We start from the raw sequence: 16,456 nt of genomic DNA on the forward strand, positions 1-16,456 counted from the left end.
GGGTCGCGACCGGAGCCGCGCTCCGCGTCGGTCGCAGCCGGCAATCGATTCGAGTCGATCCCTCGCGGCGTCGTCCCCGGCGTTTAGCGACGCGATAATAATGGCTCGACCGTTCGGAGGTGGGAAAAATGCCACGAGTCAGCGTCGTGATCCCGACCTACGACAGAGCCGAGACGCTTCCGCGCGCGATCGATAGTGCGCTCGCGCAGACGATCGACGACCTCGAGGTGGTCGTCGTCGACGACGGTTCGACCGATGAGACGCCGTCCGTGCTCGCCGACTACGACGATCCCCGGGTCCGTCCCGTCGTCCACGCAACCAACCAGGGGGCCAACGTGGCCCGGAACACCGGCATCGAGCACGCCCGCGGCGAGTACGTGGCCTTCCTCGACTCCGACGACGAGTGGCGCCCCGAGAAACTCGAGCGCCAGCTCGCCGCCCTCGAGGGGCGATCCGAGGAGTGGGTCGGCGTCTACTGCGACTCGACCTACGAACTGTCGGGGGCGAACGACCGCCTCCGCGGAGTCGCCGCGTCCGCGCTCGCGCGGTCGGACGACGAACCCGTCCGGGAGGGTGGCGAGGAACTGATCGGGCCGATCCTGTCCGACGAGGTGCAGCCGGACGCCGGCTCGACCCTACTCGTCCGGACCGACGTGGTCCGCGAGATCGGCGGTTTCGACGAGGAACTCGACCGGTTCCAGGACCCCGAATTCTGCCTGCGAGTGCTCAAGGCTGGCAAGCTCGCGTACGTCGACGAACCACTGGTCGTCCGCGAGGAGACGGGCCAGCCGCCGGCGGCCGTCATCCGAACGGCCAGCGAGCAGTACCTTTCGATCTACGAGGACGAAGTCGAACGGTTCGAAGCCGAGGGGTACGAGATCCGCGCCGCCCACCGGCTCGTCATCGCGAAGGCCTACCTCTCCGAGGGGCGTCTCCTCCGCGGGCTGTGGTACCTGCGCGGCGCCGCCGCGTCCGCTCGGCAGTACCCCGGCCTCTGCTGGGCCGCCGGGAGCGGTGTCCGACGGCGTCCGCTCCCGATCGTCGCAACGGTCGCGCTCGTCTTCGGCGTCCTCGCCGTGACGGCACTCGAGCGGACTGCGATCGTCCGTCGCGTACTGACCGAATAGCCGTCACCGTATCTCCGCTTCTCAAGCGGCGAGCCCGCCCGATTTGCACGATTTCTGTTGGTCATATCGTCCGCGCTCTGACTGCAACTGTCTTGGTAGTTCGATAACTAACAGGATCCGCGTGGCAGGCTCATTCGTGAACGTCAGAACGCTCTACCACACGGCCAGGGCGGTGCAGGGACTCGTCGGGTCCGAGTACGAGTCGGACGTCTCGCGACCGCTTCGCCGACGCCTCTGGCTCTGGCGGCGCGGCTTCCTGAGCAGATCCGACGCGGTCTACGACCTCGACTCGGAGAACTACCGCGACTACGTGAGCGACTACGAGCGGTTCGTGGGCACGAAACAGATCAACGGAACGTGGTCGGTGGCCCTCTCGAACAAGCTCCTCTTTCACCGGTTCATGCAGTCGTTCGACGCCGAGCAGATGACCGTCTACGGGCTGCTCCGCGACGGGACCTACCACCCCGTCGACGGCCGACGCGGCCGCGAGATGGCCGACGGGGGGCCGACGGTCCCGGAGCCGATCGGCATCGGTGGACCGGCGTCCGAGCCGGCCCGGTCGTCGCCGCGGACGGAGACGAGAAACGCCGCCCAGCGAGTCGTCGATCGACTCGAGGTCGAGGGGCGGCTGGTCCTCAAGTGGGTCCACGGCGGCGGCGGAAACAACGTTATGCTGTGTTCGCGCGCCGACGATGGCTACCGGGTCGACGGCGACCACTACGCCGAGGCGGAGTTCCGATCGCTGGTCGCCGACCTCGAGGACTACCTCGTCTGCGAGTTCGTCGACCAAGGAACGTTCCCGGCCGCGCTGTACCCGGCGACGCCGAACACGATCCGGCTGATCACGATGTACGACGACGTCCTCGACGAACCGTTCATCGCCGCGGCGATCCAGCGGATCGGCACGACGGACTCCGTGCCGCTGGACAACTTCACGCAGGGCGGCCTCTCCGCGTCGATCGACCGCAGGACGGGCGAACTCGGCCCGGGCGCGCAACCCCCCGACAGCGACGGCGACGGCGACGGTGTCGAGTGGCACTCGGAGCACCCGGATACCGGAATGGCAATCGAGGGGAAACAGATCCCCGGCTGGCAGCGGATTCGATCGCGGGTCCTCGAGATGGCCGACGCGTGCTCGTACCTCCCGTACGTCGGCTGGGACGTTATCGTAACCGACGACGACGGCGGCTTCACCGTCATCGAAGCCAACAGCTATCCCGGCCTCAAATCCATTCAGGTCCACGGACCCTTGCTGACTGACGACCGCATCCGGCGGTTCTACGAGCAACACGGTGTTCGGTAACGGCGTCGAACGGGGCGCAACTACCTCGGGTCTTCCGGATGGATTCGCTCTCTACAACCGTTTCATGACGGTTTCGAAAGAAGAAAAAGAATATCTGCTGACGTTATTCTCGCGATAGTAAACACATCCTATTCCGAATCGGGCGGTGGAATGCAGCGGAATGCGCTTTCACGACGATCGGTACTGTCGTTCGCGGGCGCCTGCGCGATCGCTGGCGCCGGCGCGACGGCAGTCGATGGGGCACAGGCAGACGGAACATCACGGGAGTCCTTCACGATTCGCAAGGGAACGGCCGAGGAGACGACGGTCTACGTCACGAGCGCGGACGTCGACGGCCCAACGGTCGTCGTCATCGGCGGCGTCCACGGCAACGAGGTCGCGGGCTATACGGCGACGGGTTCGATCGCCGACTGGGAGATCGGCGCCGGAACCCTCGTTACCATCCCCAAAGCGAACGCGGCCGCGGTCGAGAACGGGACGCGGACCGCCGACGACGGCGTCGACCTCAATCGACAATTCCTGGAGGGGCGCGAGCCGGAGACCGACCTCGCCAGGGCGCTCTGGAGTGTTGTCGTCGAGTACGATCCGGACGTTGTGATCGACCTCCACGAGTCGACGGGCATCTACGCAAACGATCCCGTCGACGGCGTCGGGCAGGCGATCTTCCACTCCGACGGCGAAGCCGCTGCGGCCGCGGCCGATGCGGCCGAGTACGTCACCCGGAACTACATCGACGACCAGGCGCTCGCGTTTCAGACCGGGCCGTTCTCCAGTCCCGACAATGACCCGAGGGGACTGCTCGTCCACAAGGCCGCTCGCGACCTCGGCGCCGACGCGTTCCTCGCGGAGACGCTCTCGACCGGCGTCCCCCTCGAGACCCGCGTGCAGTGGCACTCGGCGATCGTCGAGCGGCTCCTGACGGACGATCTCCGACTCGAGGCAGCCGATGCGAACTCCGGTGCCGACGAGAGCGAGTCGGACGACAGTGCTGACGAGAGCGAGTCGGACGACAGTGCTGACGAGAGCGAGTCGGACGACAGTGCTGACGAGAGCGAGTCGGACGATGGTGCCGACGAGAGCGAGTCGGGCGACAGTGCTGACGAGAGCGAGTCGGACGATGGTGCCGACGAGAGCGAGTCGGACGACGGTGCCAACGAGAACGAGACGGACGACAGTGCCGACGAGAACGAGTCCGCCGAAGACGAGACGGCGGCGGACGCGCCCGTCGCGTCCATTACCGCCTGTCCCCGGAACTTCATCGGGTCGGCGCTCGAGTCCGGGCAGACGGTTCAACTCGACGCGTCGGGATCCGAGGCGCGCGGCGGCGAGATCGTCCGTTACGAGTGGGACGTCGGCCAGACGGCGCAGTTCGACAAGACCGGTGAGACGATCACGGTGACGGTCGGTACGAACGTCCGCGACACGATCGTGTTGCGCGTGACTACCGCTGACGGTGCGACCGACACCGACTCGATCACGCTCTCGACGAACTGATCGGTCCGGAACTCGCGCTACTGCGGGCTTCCTCTCCGGACGAGGGATGCGATAGAACCGTTCGTTACCGCAAGAATGGAATCAACAGACGACGCGGACTCAGTAGAACTGTTCGGTCCGGTGCTTCCAGAGCTCGTCGAACGTGATAACCTCGACGTTCGCGTTGTCTATGTGTTCGAGCAGCTCCGCGTAGTTGGATTCGGGCATCGTGTTCTGTTCGGAGAACGCGTGGAAGTTCAGAATCGTACACTGGCGGTGCTGGGCGGCGCGATTGACGCACTGTTTCGCGATGTCCAGATCGTGGCCGATCGTCCGCGGTAACGCCAGCGGGTCGAAGCCGTAGACGCTGGTCGTGTTGATGTTACCGGCCTGGTTGAAGCCGCCGCAGTAGTGGTAGTCGGACGCAATCTCGAGGCTCGCCTTATCGTAGCTGTTGTTCGGGTAGATGATGTAGTCTGCACCCTCGAACCCCTTGTTGATGTACCACTGCTTGTCGTGCTTGAAGCGGTTCCGGATCCGCTCTTCGTCGTCGAGTTCGTGGAGCGGGCTGTGGGTCCCGTGGACGACGATCTGGTCGCCAGCGTCCTGACGTTCCTTAAGCTCCGCAGCCGTTACGCTGCCACCGTCGCTTCGTTCGACCCAGCGCGGTACCGGGGCCTGAACGGCCGGGAACCCGTACTCGTCGTGCATCGGCGCGGCCGTCTCGTAATAGTCGCGGGTGCCGTCGTCCCAGGTCAGCATGACGTACCCCTTTTCGGGCTTGTCGTGGGTCCGCAGGTCGTCGATCCAGACCTCGGCCTGGTCCATGGTGTGCAAAACCTGAATCTCGAGGCGATCCAGGGCGTCGAGCGAGGGCTCGTAGTCGCTCTGTGAGAAGACGCCCGGACTCGAGCGGAACCAGGCGACGTCCGGGCTCCGGCAGGTGATCTCCCGCAGCGAGTACGCTTTCCAGCCGCCGAACTGGTCGACCAGCCGCAGGTTGATCGTGATGCTTTGTGGAGTCGTCGTTCGGATCGCAAACGAGAAGTCCGTATCGGTGAAGTCCTTGTCCGACACGTCCAGTTGGGCGACGACGTTTTGCTCGCCGTTCGACTCCAGTTTGAAGCTCTGGTCGCCGGTGAAGACGGTTTCCTGGTCGGCGCTTCCCGACCCACGGGTGACCTCCCACTCGGAGAGGTCGCTGAAGTCGTCGAGCGACTCGCCGGGCTGGCTGTACTTCTCGCGGCTGTTGTACTCCGTCTCGAGCGACGGAACGCCGTCGGCTAGCGCCGCCGCCTGTCCGGACGATTCGTCGTCCGTCTCTTCTTCCTCCTCCGAGTCGTCGTCCGATCCGCCGAGGACCGAACTGAGCTGATCGGTACATCCCGCGAGGCCGGCGGCCGCGGCTGCACTCGAGAGGGCGAGAACTCGTCGGCGGGTTGGTCGCTGCTGTGACATTGTCGACCCGAAGTTACTGACAGTCAGCCCATTATTATGGATCCGATAGGCCGAAATCTCCGGTTGCCTAGATCGCCGCTATACAGACGTTTCAGCCCTTAACAATGGCATAGTAATTGTCGTCTCGGTAGAAGAGAGGAGAGCCGCGTGCGCGGTCGAGGCGATGTGGACGAGCGAACCGCTGGTCGACCGCCGATCGGTCGACTCGGCGTCGTCCCCTCGATCGTGGGTCGCGACGGTGGTCTTCGATGAACAGGGAACTCTTCGGCGTATTCGGCGACAGAGAGACGTTCGAGCGACACAGAGCGAGCGACGAATTCGATCGGGTACTGACGGGGCCGTTCGTCACCGTCGGCATCAGAGACGACGCGCTCGGCGCGCCCGGTTGGACCGCCAGCTACGCGGACGGCGACGACCGGTGTGTCGTCTGGGGCGAAGCGTACGTCCCGGGCGACGAGTCAAACGCCGCGCGCTGGCTGCTCGAGCGCTACAAGAACGTGGGTCGCGATGCCTTGGACTTGCTCAACGGATCGTATCTAGCCCTCGTCGACGCCGACAGGGGCGACACGTTCGTCGCGACGGATCCCGTCCGGTCTCGCGAGTGCTTCTACACCGACGCGCCGGGAACTCGCGTCTTCGGAACCGACGCCGCCGAAGTCGGGCGCACGGTCCCCGATCCGACGGTTAATCGAGACGGCGTTCTCGAATTCCTCCACCTCGGCGTGGCCCTCGGCGAGAAGACCGCCGTCTCGGAACTGCGTCGACTGCCCATCGACAGCGTGCTCGAGGCCGACTCGATCGAACCTCTCAAGCGGTTCGTCTACCGTTCGGAGTCGTTCGATTACGTCGGCGAGCTCGCCGAGCGCCTCGAGCGGGCGTTCCGGCGGCGTTCGATGCTACCCGGAACCAAAGGTCTCCTCCTGTCGGCGGGCTACGACTCGCGGGTCCTTCTCACGGGGATTCCCGAGATCGAGCGGAGTTTCACCGTCGGCGCACCGGACGCCCGGGAAGTCGAGGTCGCGGGTCAGCTCGCCGACCAGTACGGGGCGACACACACGGCGTTTCCGCCGGACGAACGGTATCTCCGTCCCGACGAATCGAAGGTCCGCTACTCGCAGGGAATCAAGGAATCACTGCACATCCACCACGCCGGTTACGCCGACGAGATGGCCGTCGACACGATGTATCACGGACTGCTCTGTGATACGTTCCTTCGCGGTCACTTCACCGCCGAGAAGACCGTCGACGTCCTCGACAAGCGCATTCCGACCGGTCGACTCGAATCCGATCCCGATCCGGTCGAGGAACTGCTCGCGACCTTCGGCTACAGCCGAGATGCCAGTCGCGACCTCGCCGAACGAACGTCGTTCGGCGTCGATCCGGAGACGTTCGTCAGGGACGCGATCGCCGACGAACTCGACGCACAGGACGCCCGCGCGGACTCCGTCCAGAACGCGCTGACCTGCGTCGGGATTTCGAACCAGCCCTCGATGCCGTTTCACACGCACTTGGCCGACCAGTTCGTGGCGTCGTTTCCCGCCATCGACCGCGAGCTACTCGACTGGCACCTTCGAGCGCCGCCGGAACACCGCACGACGGAGACGTTCCTCGAGGCCTGTACGCGGATCGACGACGACATCCTGCGACACAGACCGCCGGACCGGCCACACGACGAAACGATTCTCAACGAGGTCGAACGCTTCGTCCGTCGGAAGACGCCGCTTCTCGAGTCGTTCCAGCCGCCGTGGCCCGATCGCCGGACGCTGTTCGATCGTTACGAGTTCGACCAGCGGTACCTGGACGACCTCGAGCACGTCCACGACCTGCCGGTCAGACACAAGCTGCGGCTCGTCGATCTCCGAACGTGGCTCGAGTGCTGGACCGCGCCGTCCGAGGCGTCGCTTCCGTGGCTCGCCCCGCCGGAATTCGCGACTGTTTGACTGTTGGCACAGATTTCGGCCGCTGGTACCCTCACTTTTAACGACTCGAACAGTCGTTTCCACTCATTTAGGCCTACGACAAATCGTTTGCCCAGCTCAACCGTAACAATACTTATATACCACGCAAGACTACCGCGGAATATGCGTCTGACGCCGTCTTGGTTGTTCGCGACACCGTCGGAGCCGTCCGAAGACGGGCCCGACGACGCCGAAGCCGAGACGGTTTCGGGTGTCACCATCTACCGGGACCCATCGACCGACCTCTCGAACGCCGACTCCGCGACCGAGTTTGTCCCGGACTCCAATACCGAATTGTTGTCCGTTCTGGACGGGATGGAGACGCCCGTCACCGTCGACGAAGTCGCCGACGAACTGATCCATCCGGCTCGGCCCTCAGTGGAAACGTGGGCGGCCGTGCACGAGCAACTCCACCAGTATCGCCTTCCGGAACTCGACGCGACGGGCCACGTCGAATTCGACGCGGAACAGGGGATCGTCGAGCGTCGAACAGTCCGATCGGACGCCGCTAACAGGAACGGCTCGAACGGGCTGGGACTCCGGAGACTGGTTCGACTCGCGGGACTCACAGCACTGGTTACGTCGGGGCTGGCGGTCGCGCTCCTCGCGGTCGTACTGCTCGTCTGAACCGACTCGAGAAACACGCCGTATCGCACTGGGGCGACGTCAGATATTACTCAAGAAGCCGTTTGATCGTCGATACCGTAAACAGCAGTAGGATACAGGCGCTCAGTGCGATTCCCGAGAGGAACGTCGTGAACGGCAGTTCGAGCACCGCGCCGAGCAGCAGCGCGAAGCCGAGGACCGTCGAGCCGACGTAGTAATCGTCCAGCCCCGCGTTGGACTCGTCCCCGTCGCTCGAGTCCGTCTCAGGGGCGTCCTGCAGGTACTGATCAACCATATCTGCGCGCGGTTGCCGTTCGACGATGCCGCGGTTCTTCTGGTAGTCGATGAGTCCCGCTTCGTCGAGCTTCGAGAGGTGAGACTGGTAGAGCGGAATGTAGACGCGCTGGCGTTGTTTCGACGTGAGTTCCTCGACAGTCGTATCGTGTTCCCACGCCGCGACCTGCTCAGCGATATCTCGCATACGCACGGGCTCGGTAGTGTCGCGAAGGTACCTGAGAACCAGCCGACGGCGTTCGTTTTGCAGGAGGTGGAAGATCTCGTCCTTAGAGAGGTCCTCCTCGTCAGCGGGCCGCTCGTCAGCGGACGAGCGGTCCGCATCGGCCGTCTCCTCCGTAGTATCTCCTTCGGAGCTGATATGTGCTGCGTTCATTGCGCCAATCTCCCCTAATCAGAAGTGTGTAATAAAGGGTGGAAACCGTATCTCTCAACCGAATTCGTTTTAACTATTTTCATAGACGGGATCGATCTTTTTACGTTATTTTAAAATAGCAATATCGGGAGATTCAGGTCATAATTCGGGCCATTCACGAATAGACGATTATTTTGTTACTCGTATTTAATTCCGTAAATATATCTGGCGGGTTACGATAAATTTCTCACTGTTGTGTCGGATAGGACGTTCTAGAACCGACGAAAGATACTTATTGCAAATTATTGTCCTACATCTGGTAGGTAAGGGGGTAGGAACCACCCCATCGACCGGGTCAAAGCGGCTTATCGGGACGATAATAAACCGCACGACGGTCGAATAACGCCGGTAATGAGCGACAGTCAATGGTGGTTCCTCGACCTGGCAGCGGTGATCGCGTTCACCGGCGCCTTCACGTTCGGCATTGTTTCCGGAGTCGGCGGCGTGATACGAACCGCGATAGCACTCCCGATGATTCTCTGTTTTCCCGGGTATGCGCTCGTCTCGATCCTGTTTCCGTCCGAACCGAGCGACGAGTACCAGTCGTTCGATGCGCTGAAAAGCGGGCTCGAGACACCGCGTCTGGTAACCGGCGGACTCGAGTCTGTCGAACGGTTCGTCCTGTCGGTCGTCTTCAGTATCGCCCTCGTTCCGACGGTCACCCTTTTCGCGTCCGTTACCCCACGGGGTATCACCCCGGAAACGGTGCTCCTCGGGCTTGCATCGCTGACCGTCGTGCTGTCGCTGCTCGCGGTCGTGTCTCGCTACCGGTGTCCGGCGGAGCAACGGTTCGCGCCGTCGCTCTCGATCGGATCGCTGTTCTTCTCCCGGGAGCGACCGAACGTCTACGAGCGAGTCAATCCGCGGCCGTACAACGTCGCGATCGTCATCGGACTGGTAGTACTGCTCGCGAGCGCCGGCTTCGCTGCCACCAACCCGCCACAGGGCGAGAGCTTCACCGAACTGTCGGTCCAAACCGAGAACGTCACGGGCGACACTGACACGATGTACGAGTCGACGTACGCCGCCGGCGAGACCGAGCCGTTGACGGTGTCGATCACGAATCAAGAGAACGCCGAGCGCGACTACACGACGGTCGTCCTGCTCGAGCGAATCGAACAGGGTGACGGTGACGAAGTGAACGTTACGGACCGCGACGAACTCGCTCGAGCATCCGCGACGGTCGCTGACGGAGAGACACGCGAGCAGTCGCTCGAAATCACGCCGACGATGTCCGGCGACGACCTTCGGATCACGGTGTTGCTCTACCAGGGGGAGGCGCCGTCGGAGCCCGCAGCAGGAGACGCCTACCGAACGATGCACCTCCCGGTCGTGGTTGAGTAGAGTAGGTGTAGCCCCGGGAGCACTCACCTCGCGTACGCGCTACGAACGTGCGTGATCGATCACCGATCGCCGTCGGCGCCAGAGGCGATCGGTACTGTCGTCGGCGCTCTGCTGTCCGTTCTTGTCGACAAGCCACCGTTCCGGACGGCTGGCGTCACGAAGACTAACTACGGGAATCGCCCACTTACTGTTCGTCGCGCCGCTGTTCTAGCTCGCTCTCGCCGCCGTCGCCGGCCGGCGTGGCGCCGAGAGCCGCGGCGCACGGGTGCGTTTGCGCTCGCTCACCGTTCACCTGATTACTGACGTGTACGTCGACGCGACCGGAACACGGGATCGTGGTTCGGGTCGTCCTGCGGGCGTTCGCCTCGGCGCCGCCGGCCAATTACGGCGGCTGTTTCGACCACGTCGTCTATCTCTCCGAAAGGTCCGCCGGTTCGTCACGGGCGGACTGACGTCGCAGCTCCTCCGTCAGATCGAGCTCGTGATTGCCCTCACCGTGCTGTGGCTGTCCGAATGGGTGTTGACCATCGCTGAATCCGGTGCTAGCTGTACGGCTATCACGAATCGTAACAGGCGCCTCACCCTGACGCCGAAACAGTCGTGCTCCGTCGGTCGTCGACGAGCGCTGACCGCGCTGCGATCGCCGCGATTGGTTTGATCGGGGACGCCGTTTTCGAGAGTCCGCGACTCAGCGTAGTCGATCGTGACTCGAGTTACACAGCGGATCACCGGAACCGTATCTGGTGGCCGCGTCCGGGAGACGCCACTCGCTCCCTCGAACGGATACGAGCAAAGCGACCGGAGGATGGACGGACTCGAGGTCGCCGTGGGTGCTCGTTGCGATCGAATCCTACCGACACTCGATGAGCGTCCGGTGTCGTCCGTCCTCGCTTGCCTCGAGATGCCAACGCTCGCTTCCGTTGTGACGTCGATGTCGGTTCGGTCGAAAAAAGGGACGGCGAGAGTCGCGGTAACGTCGGTCGCTTACTCGGTGGCCGGCGAGGGCGTACACATCGTCACGTCGCCGTTCGTGTACACGGTGGCTTGGTCCGGGCGACAGAGGCGGTCCACGGTGGCCTGTTCGATCCGACCCTGCCCGTCGGCGTTATTGAAGTAGACCGCCTCGTTCGCGGCGGTCGTCCGATAGACCGCGTAGTTGTGATCGGCGGTCCCGCCCTCTGGGACCGTCGCGATGTCCGTCGACGGATAGGCTCCTGTGCGGCTGAACAGCGTCTGATACGGATGGTCAGTGTACAGCCCCTGGTCGGGTCGGATCTCGTCGCCGTCGGGCGAACCGGTCATCTCGCCGATCGAGCCGACCGCAGCCAGTTCCGACTCCGTGTAGGCGAGTTGTTCGTGGTGCTCCTCGAAGACCGGGTTGTCGATGTTGCTCTCCGTCGCGAAGAGCATCGCGCCCGGATAGACGAGCGTGAACAGCAATAGGACGGCGACGACGAGCGCCGGCGCGAGTCCGCGGTCGAGGGTCCGCAGTCCGATCGCGCCGAGGATCGCCATCGGCGCATAGAGGAACGCGAACCAGCGGTTCGGGATGAACGAGTGGATCCCGAACATCGGGAAGCCCATGACGAACACGAGCATGAACGCCGTCGCCAGCAGCAGCGTGAACACCGACTGCTCGGCCCGGCGCCGGTGGACGATGTACAGGCAGCCGACGAACGTCGCCCCGAGCAGGATGAGGAAGCCGAGCTCATCGATGTAGGGGACGAGCTCGTCGAGCAGCGTCGTCGCCGCTTCCGCGGCCCCGCCCTCGGCCGCGTCCCCGCTGGAGCCGCTCGCGATGTTGAGGAAGCCGGCGCTCTCCCTGACCGTTTCACTGAAGTACCTCAGCACGGTCTCGAGGAACGAGTCGTCGCGGTACGGCGTCAGCGACCAGACGAAGATCGTCAGCCCGACGTTGAAGACGACGAGGCCGAGGAGGTTGACCGGTTTCTTCGTCCGGAACACGCTCGCATCGAGGCGCGTCAACCCGAGCGGGCCGATCTCGAAGACCAGTTGGGCGACGAACGCCGCGAGCAACAACACGAGCATGATGAACGTCGACACTTGGTGGGTGAGGATCACCGCGACGCTCGAGAGCAGCAACAGCGAGAAGTCCCGGGTCGTGTACTCGATGCGCATCACCCGGAGCAACGCGTACAGCATCGCGAGGAAGAAGACCAGTCCCATGCTCGTGGGGATGAGGTGCACCCCCCACATCGAGACGTGGCTGGCGAGAGCGTACAGCGCCGCCGCCAGCGTCGCCCATCGCTGCGAGACGAGCAGGTTCCCCCCGGCGTAGACGAGCAGCACTGAGATCGGCATCACGAGACCCAGCGTGAGGTACAGCGCGCTCCGCAGCGAGACGTCGAACAGCATCGACGAGGCGGTGACCAGCAGGTGATAGAACGGCGAGGCGTAGTGCTTGTCGTGGGAAATCGCGCCGACTCGCCCCTCCGAGACGATCTGCTCGGTCAGCTCCCCCATGTGCGTCCAGACGTCGATCCCGATGAACCCCGGCGTTACGTACAGCGCGGTGCCGCGAACGACCAGCGCGAAGAGGACGATCTGGAGCAACAACAGTCGGGCGTTGAAATCCCGGTCGCTCGCGAAGCAGATCTGGCCGACCACGAGGGTCCCGACGACGCTCGCGAGGACGAAAAACGAAATCGTTCGGGCGCCCTGGTGGACCGCCAGAACGACCAGCGCCGCGAGCCCGAGGAGGACGGCCGTCGGGAGCGCCATCGTCACCCGGGACGGGAGCGTCAAGCGGACGTCGTCGATCGCCTGCTGTTGGTAATACAGGCGGACGAGATACAGGATACACGCCGTCCCGAGGACCACTGGAACGGTGTTGAGGTAGACCTGCGACGCGAAAAATCGCAGCGGGAACAACACCAGTGCGATCAGGAGCCCGCCGATCGCCGCGACGGTGTCGAGTCGCAGCGGTCGGAGCTCCGAGAGCCGCTCGACCGGATTACGTCCCATGGCTCACCCCCGTGGGCTGCCCCGAGCGGTCGGGGCGTTCGAGGACGCGCCGGTACACTTCGTGAAGACGGTCCCCCAGCGCCTCGAGGCGCAGTCCGTCGATGACGTCGCGGCCGTCGGACCGCCCGCGATCGGCGGCGACCCGCTCGAGTCCGGCGACCAGGTCGTCGTCGTCGTCGCTGACGACGCAGTTGGCCAGGCCGTCGATCGTCTCGCGGACGAAGCCGACGTCGGTCGAGACGATCGGCAGGTTACACGCGGCGGCCTCTTTGACGACCATCGGTCCGCTCTCGCGTTTCGACGTGACGAGGAGGACGTCGCTGGCGTTCATGTAGTAGGGAATCTCCTCGTAGTCGACGCCACAGACCGGGCGCAACTCGAGATCGGCGTCGGCTCGTTCGACGAGTCGACGCGCCCGGGGGAAGTCCTTGACTCCGCGCTCGGTGTCGTACGGGAAGAGCGCGATCGGTCGGTCGGTCTCCCAGCCGATGCGCTCGCGAGCCTCCGCCTGTGGAATCGGTCTGAACTGCTCGGTGTCGACGCCGAACGGGATCACGTGGTGGTCGGTCTCGAGCGCGTCGGACATGGGTTGACTCGGAACGATCGTAGCGTCGGCGCTGCGGGCCGCGCGTCGACTGAGCCACCGGAGCCACGAGTGGTCGCTCATCAGGTCCGTGCCCCAGAGACTCACCACGACCGGTCGGACCGGCTGGGTGAACGCGAACGGCGTCGTGAGTCCGTAGTTCGCGTGGATCAGATCGTACTCTCCCGATCGGATCTCGGAGAGGACGGCCGGATAGAACCGGGCGTAGTCCGACGGCGATCGGCCGCCGGCGTCGTCCACTCCGGGGACGGTACAGACCGTGCAGTCGACGCCGCGCGCTTCGAGGACCGATACTTGGTGGTCGAAAAACGGCCGCGGCGAGGTGACCAACTGGAGTACATTCATGATTCGGTCGGATTCGTTGTGGAGGTCGAGCGGCCCGGTTCGGGCGTTTTCGCGTGCGTTTCTAACTGGGCGACGACGAACTCGGTTACGTCGATCCGTTCCGACAACAACTGCTGGTGGCGTTGCGTCCACGTTTCGGACGGCTCCTCGAGGACCGACACGGCCTGCTCGAGCCCGCGGACGTGTCGCCGCTCGCCGGTGTACTCGAACAGGAGGCCGAACTCCGACTCGAGCTCCGTCGTGTATCCCAGCGAGAGCGGATTGACGTAGACCGCCGGCGTACCGAGGACAGCGGCTTCCGCCGCGGTCGTCGCGCCCTCGCTCAGAACGACGTCGGCGTACGCGAGCAGGTCGTGTAGCCGCTCGGGGGCCGTCTCGAACGCGTAGTCCGCGAGCTCCGCGGGCGGTGTGCCTTCGGCCGAGAGCAGGACCTCTACGCCGGCGTCCTCGAGCCGGTCGACGACCGCTCGGGGGTCGTCGAACCCGCCGTGGCCGACGTCGTGGGACGCCTCCCAACTGCTGAGTCGAACGACGGCGAACCGATCGTCGGGCGACAGTCCGAGCGACTCGAGGACGGTCGGATCCGGCTCGAACCGGTCGGGATGGAGGTAGGCGAGCTCGTGGTAGCCCGGGTAGCGAACCTGTTTCGACCCGATTTCCCCCCGATAGCACGACGGCGTGCAGATCACGTCCGCGAACGGGTAGGCGAGCTTCGTGACGAGCGTCGCGTGTTCGGTGTCGTAGAAGACGACGCTCGTCGTCCGCAACACCGACGCGACGTGGGCGGCCGCAGCGCCGCCGATAGCCGTGATTACGTCCGGATCGATCCGACGGGCCCGGGCCAGTAGTTTCGCCTCGTAGGTCGCCTGGACCGCGGCCATCGAGACTAACGAGTCAGACGCGCCGGCGAGCACCTCGTGGTCGATGTCGTAGGCCTCGAGGAGGTCGATCGCCACGTCGCTCTCGCGAGCGAAGACGTGGACCTCGTGGCCGCGGGCCCGAAGCTCCGTGATGGGGTGACGGAAGAAGTGGACGTGACCCGGGTGCTGGATCGTCACGATGATCCGCTTCGTCCCCGTCGAGGTCGGGTGGGAGTGTGCCGTCATAACCGACGGTAGACGAACCCCGCTTCGCAGGCCGCATCCTCGTCGAACGATCCCGTCACGTCGACCAGCGCCGGGTCCTCGGCGAGTTCGGAGGCTACCGCCTCGAGGTCGAGTTCCTCGAACTCTGCGTGCGGCGTCGTGACCACGACGGCGTCGAATCCCTCGAACGAGAGACGCTCTTGGACGTCCAGATCGAACGCGTCGCGGACCGCATCGTCGTCCGCGAACGGATCGAAGCCGGCGATGTCGATATCGTACTCCGCGAGGCGATCGACGACATCCGCGACCTTCGAACTCCGGATGTCGCCGACGCCCGACTTGTACGACAGCCCCAGGACGAGCACGCGACTGTCCCGGAGCGTCTTGTGGCAGTTGTTCAGCGCCTTGATCGTCAGATCGGCGATGTGGTCGGGGACCGACTCGTTGACGGTCCGACTCGTGCGCACGAGTTCGGGTTCGAACCCTTCGCGAGCCGAGCGGTGGGCCAGGAAGTACGGATCGACCGGAATGCAGTGGCCGCCGACCAGTCCCGGCCGGTAGTCGTGGAAGTTCCACTTCGTTCCCGCGGCCTCGAGGACCGCCTGCGTGTCGACGTTCATCCGCTCTAAGGCCATCGAGAGCTCGTTGACGAAGGCGATGTTGAGGTCACGCTGGGTGTTCTCGACGACCTTGCTGGCCTCGGCGACTTCGATCGACGGCGCGCGGTGGACGCCGGCGTCGACGACCGATTCGTAGAGCGCCGCCACGTCCTCGAGGACCTTCTCGTCCTGAGCGCCGACGACCTTGACGACGTCCGCGAGGCCGTGTTCCTCGTCGCCGGGCGTCGCGCGCTCCGGCGAGTAGCCGACGAAGAATCCCTCGCCGGCGGTCAGATCGGAGGCGTCCTCGAGTGTGGGTACGAGAACCTCGCGCGTCGTCCCCGGGTAGACGGTCGACTCGAGGATCACCGTTGTCCCGGGTTTCATCTTCGAGCCGACGGTGGTCGCGGCGCTCTCGACGTAGTTCAGGTCCGGCCGATCGTCCTCGTCGATGGGCGTCGGGACGGCGATAATGACGTAATCCGCGTCGCCGATCTGGCTGGCGTCGGTCGTGTAGGAGATGTCGTCGTTCTGGACCGCCTCGTCAGAGAGATCACCGGTCGTATCGACGCCGGCCTGCAGCTGCTCGACCGTCGACTCGTCGACGTCGTAGCCGATAACGCGGTAGTCCGACCGCGCGAAACCGACCGCGAGCGGAAGGCCGACGTAGCCGAGGCCGACGACGCAGATCGTCGCCGCTCGACTGGACTGTTCGTCGGCGTGTTCCTCGGTCGCGCCCTCGCTGTCCGAGAACGAGTACTCGCTGCGTGCTTCGTCCGCTCGGTTCGTCGTGTCGCTCAGTGTCGTAGTCATGATTGAGACGGGTTCTGGACCGTTGCACGACTGCGTGAAACGGTGGC

Annotated in this window: 12 protein-coding genes; 6 read left to right on the plus strand and 6 right to left on the minus strand. The window is 64.5% G+C overall.

Going from position 1 to position 16,456, the window contains the following annotated elements:
* The first annotated feature begins 128 nt into the window (after positions 1-128).
* The 3 genes from C477_RS20090 to C477_RS20100 all read left to right on the plus strand — a co-directional run bounded on the left by C477_RS20090 (position 129) and on the right by C477_RS20100 (position 3,924).
* Positions 129-1,127, plus strand: a complete 999-nt coding sequence (locus tag C477_RS20090; RefSeq protein WP_008896396.1) for a glycosyltransferase family 2 protein — start codon at positions 129-131, stop codon at positions 1,125-1,127.
* 136 nt (positions 1,128-1,263) lie between these two features.
* A complete protein-coding gene (locus C477_RS20095) occupies positions 1,264-2,430 on the plus strand; it encodes a sugar-transfer associated ATP-grasp domain-containing protein (protein ID WP_049914705.1) in 1,167 nt (388 codons plus the stop codon).
* Between the two features lie 150 nt (positions 2,431-2,580).
* The gene (locus tag C477_RS20100; RefSeq protein ID WP_008896398.1) at positions 2,581-3,924 is read left to right on the plus strand and encodes a succinylglutamate desuccinylase/aspartoacylase domain-containing protein; all 1,344 of its coding nucleotides are present in this window, start codon (positions 2,581-2,583) and stop codon (positions 3,922-3,924) included.
* Positions 3,925-4,023: 99 nt separating this feature from the next.
* Here C477_RS20100 and C477_RS20105 read toward each other — a convergent pair whose 3' ends face one another.
* Entirely contained in the window at positions 4,024-5,361 is a 1,338-nt protein-coding gene (locus tag C477_RS20105; RefSeq protein WP_008896399.1) for a polysaccharide deacetylase family protein, read from the minus strand.
* Positions 5,362-5,609: 248 nt separating this feature from the next.
* Here C477_RS20105 and C477_RS20110 point away from each other — a divergent pair, with 248 nt between their 5' ends.
* Positions 5,610-7,301 carry an asparagine synthetase B family protein gene (locus C477_RS20110; RefSeq protein ID WP_008896400.1) on the plus strand — a complete coding sequence of 564 codons (1,692 nt, stop codon included), beginning with the start codon at positions 5,610-5,612 and terminating at the stop codon, positions 7,299-7,301.
* A gap of 141 nt (positions 7,302-7,442) precedes the next feature.
* Positions 7,443-7,946: a hypothetical protein gene (locus C477_RS20115; protein ID WP_049914706.1), complete on the plus strand. Its 504-nt coding sequence runs from the start codon at positions 7,443-7,445 to the stop codon at positions 7,944-7,946.
* 46 nt (positions 7,947-7,992) lie between these two features.
* On the opposite strand, the gene C477_RS20120 is transcribed toward C477_RS20115, so the two are convergent.
* Positions 7,993-8,595 (minus strand): DUF7344 domain-containing protein, encoded by a 603-nt coding sequence (locus C477_RS20120; RefSeq protein WP_008896402.1) that lies wholly within the window; start codon positions 8,593-8,595, stop codon positions 7,993-7,995.
* A 390-nt stretch (positions 8,596-8,985) separates the two neighbouring features.
* Between C477_RS20120 and C477_RS20125 the strand changes: the two genes are divergently transcribed.
* Complete coding sequence (locus C477_RS20125; protein WP_008896403.1) at positions 8,986-9,978, plus strand: DUF1616 domain-containing protein; 993 nt, start codon at positions 8,986-8,988, stop codon at positions 9,976-9,978.
* A 984-nt stretch (positions 9,979-10,962) separates the two neighbouring features.
* On the opposite strand, the gene C477_RS20135 is transcribed toward C477_RS20125, so the two are convergent.
* Genes C477_RS20135 through C477_RS20150 form a run of 4 tightly spaced genes read right to left on the minus strand, consistent with a single transcriptional unit; the run spans position 10,963 to position 16,409 of the window.
* Positions 10,963-12,963 (minus strand): hypothetical protein, encoded by a 2,001-nt coding sequence (locus tag C477_RS20135; RefSeq protein ID WP_008896405.1) that lies wholly within the window; start codon positions 12,961-12,963, stop codon positions 10,963-10,965.
* Positions 12,953-13,912 (minus strand): glycosyltransferase, encoded by a 960-nt coding sequence (locus C477_RS20140; protein WP_008896406.1) that lies wholly within the window; start codon positions 13,910-13,912, stop codon positions 12,953-12,955. The genes C477_RS20135 and C477_RS20140 overlap by 11 nt, the downstream gene beginning before the upstream one ends.
* The gene (locus C477_RS20145) at positions 13,909-15,018 is read right to left on the minus strand and encodes a DUF354 domain-containing protein (RefSeq protein WP_008896407.1); all 1,110 of its coding nucleotides are present in this window, start codon (positions 15,016-15,018) and stop codon (positions 13,909-13,911) included. Before C477_RS20145 ends, C477_RS20140 begins: the two co-directional genes overlap by 4 nt.
* Positions 15,015-16,409: a nucleotide sugar dehydrogenase gene (locus tag C477_RS20150; RefSeq protein WP_008896408.1), complete on the minus strand. Its 1,395-nt coding sequence runs from the start codon at positions 16,407-16,409 to the stop codon at positions 15,015-15,017. Before C477_RS20150 ends, C477_RS20145 begins: the two co-directional genes overlap by 4 nt.
* Between the last annotated feature and the right edge of the window lie 47 nt (positions 16,410-16,456).

Source organism: Haloterrigena salina JCM 13891 (assembly GCF_000337495.1).
GTDB lineage: Archaea > Halobacteriota > Halobacteria > Halobacteriales > Natrialbaceae > Haloterrigena > Haloterrigena salina.

Excerpts from the sequence above, each read along its gene's own strand:
- C477_RS20135 (WP_008896405.1), bottom strand. The coding sequence starts at position 12,963 with ATGGGACGTAATCCGGTCGAGCGGCTCTCGGAGCTCCGACCGCTGCGA.
- C477_RS20100 (WP_008896398.1), top strand. The coding sequence starts at position 2,581 with ATGCAGCGGAATGCGCTTTCACGACGATCGGTACTGTCGTTCGCGGGC.
- C477_RS20110 (WP_008896400.1), top strand. The coding sequence starts at position 5,610 with ATGAACAGGGAACTCTTCGGCGTATTCGGCGACAGAGAGACGTTCGAG.
- C477_RS20125 (WP_008896403.1), top strand. The coding sequence starts at position 8,986 with ATGAGCGACAGTCAATGGTGGTTCCTCGACCTGGCAGCGGTGATCGCG.
- C477_RS20140 (WP_008896406.1), bottom strand. The coding sequence starts at position 13,912 with ATGAATGTACTCCAGTTGGTCACCTCGCCGCGGCCGTTTTTCGACCAC.
- C477_RS20115 (WP_049914706.1), top strand. The coding sequence starts at position 7,443 with ATGCGTCTGACGCCGTCTTGGTTGTTCGCGACACCGTCGGAGCCGTCC.
- C477_RS20145 (WP_008896407.1), bottom strand. The coding sequence starts at position 15,018 with ATGACGGCACACTCCCACCCGACCTCGACGGGGACGAAGCGGATCATC.
- C477_RS20150 (WP_008896408.1), bottom strand. The coding sequence starts at position 16,409 with ATGACTACGACACTGAGCGACACGACGAACCGAGCGGACGAAGCACGC.
- C477_RS20105 (WP_008896399.1), bottom strand. The coding sequence starts at position 5,361 with ATGTCACAGCAGCGACCAACCCGCCGACGAGTTCTCGCCCTCTCGAGT.
- C477_RS20120 (WP_008896402.1), bottom strand. The coding sequence starts at position 8,595 with ATGAACGCAGCACATATCAGCTCCGAAGGAGATACTACGGAGGAGACG.
- C477_RS20090 (WP_008896396.1), top strand. The coding sequence starts at position 129 with ATGCCACGAGTCAGCGTCGTGATCCCGACCTACGACAGAGCCGAGACG.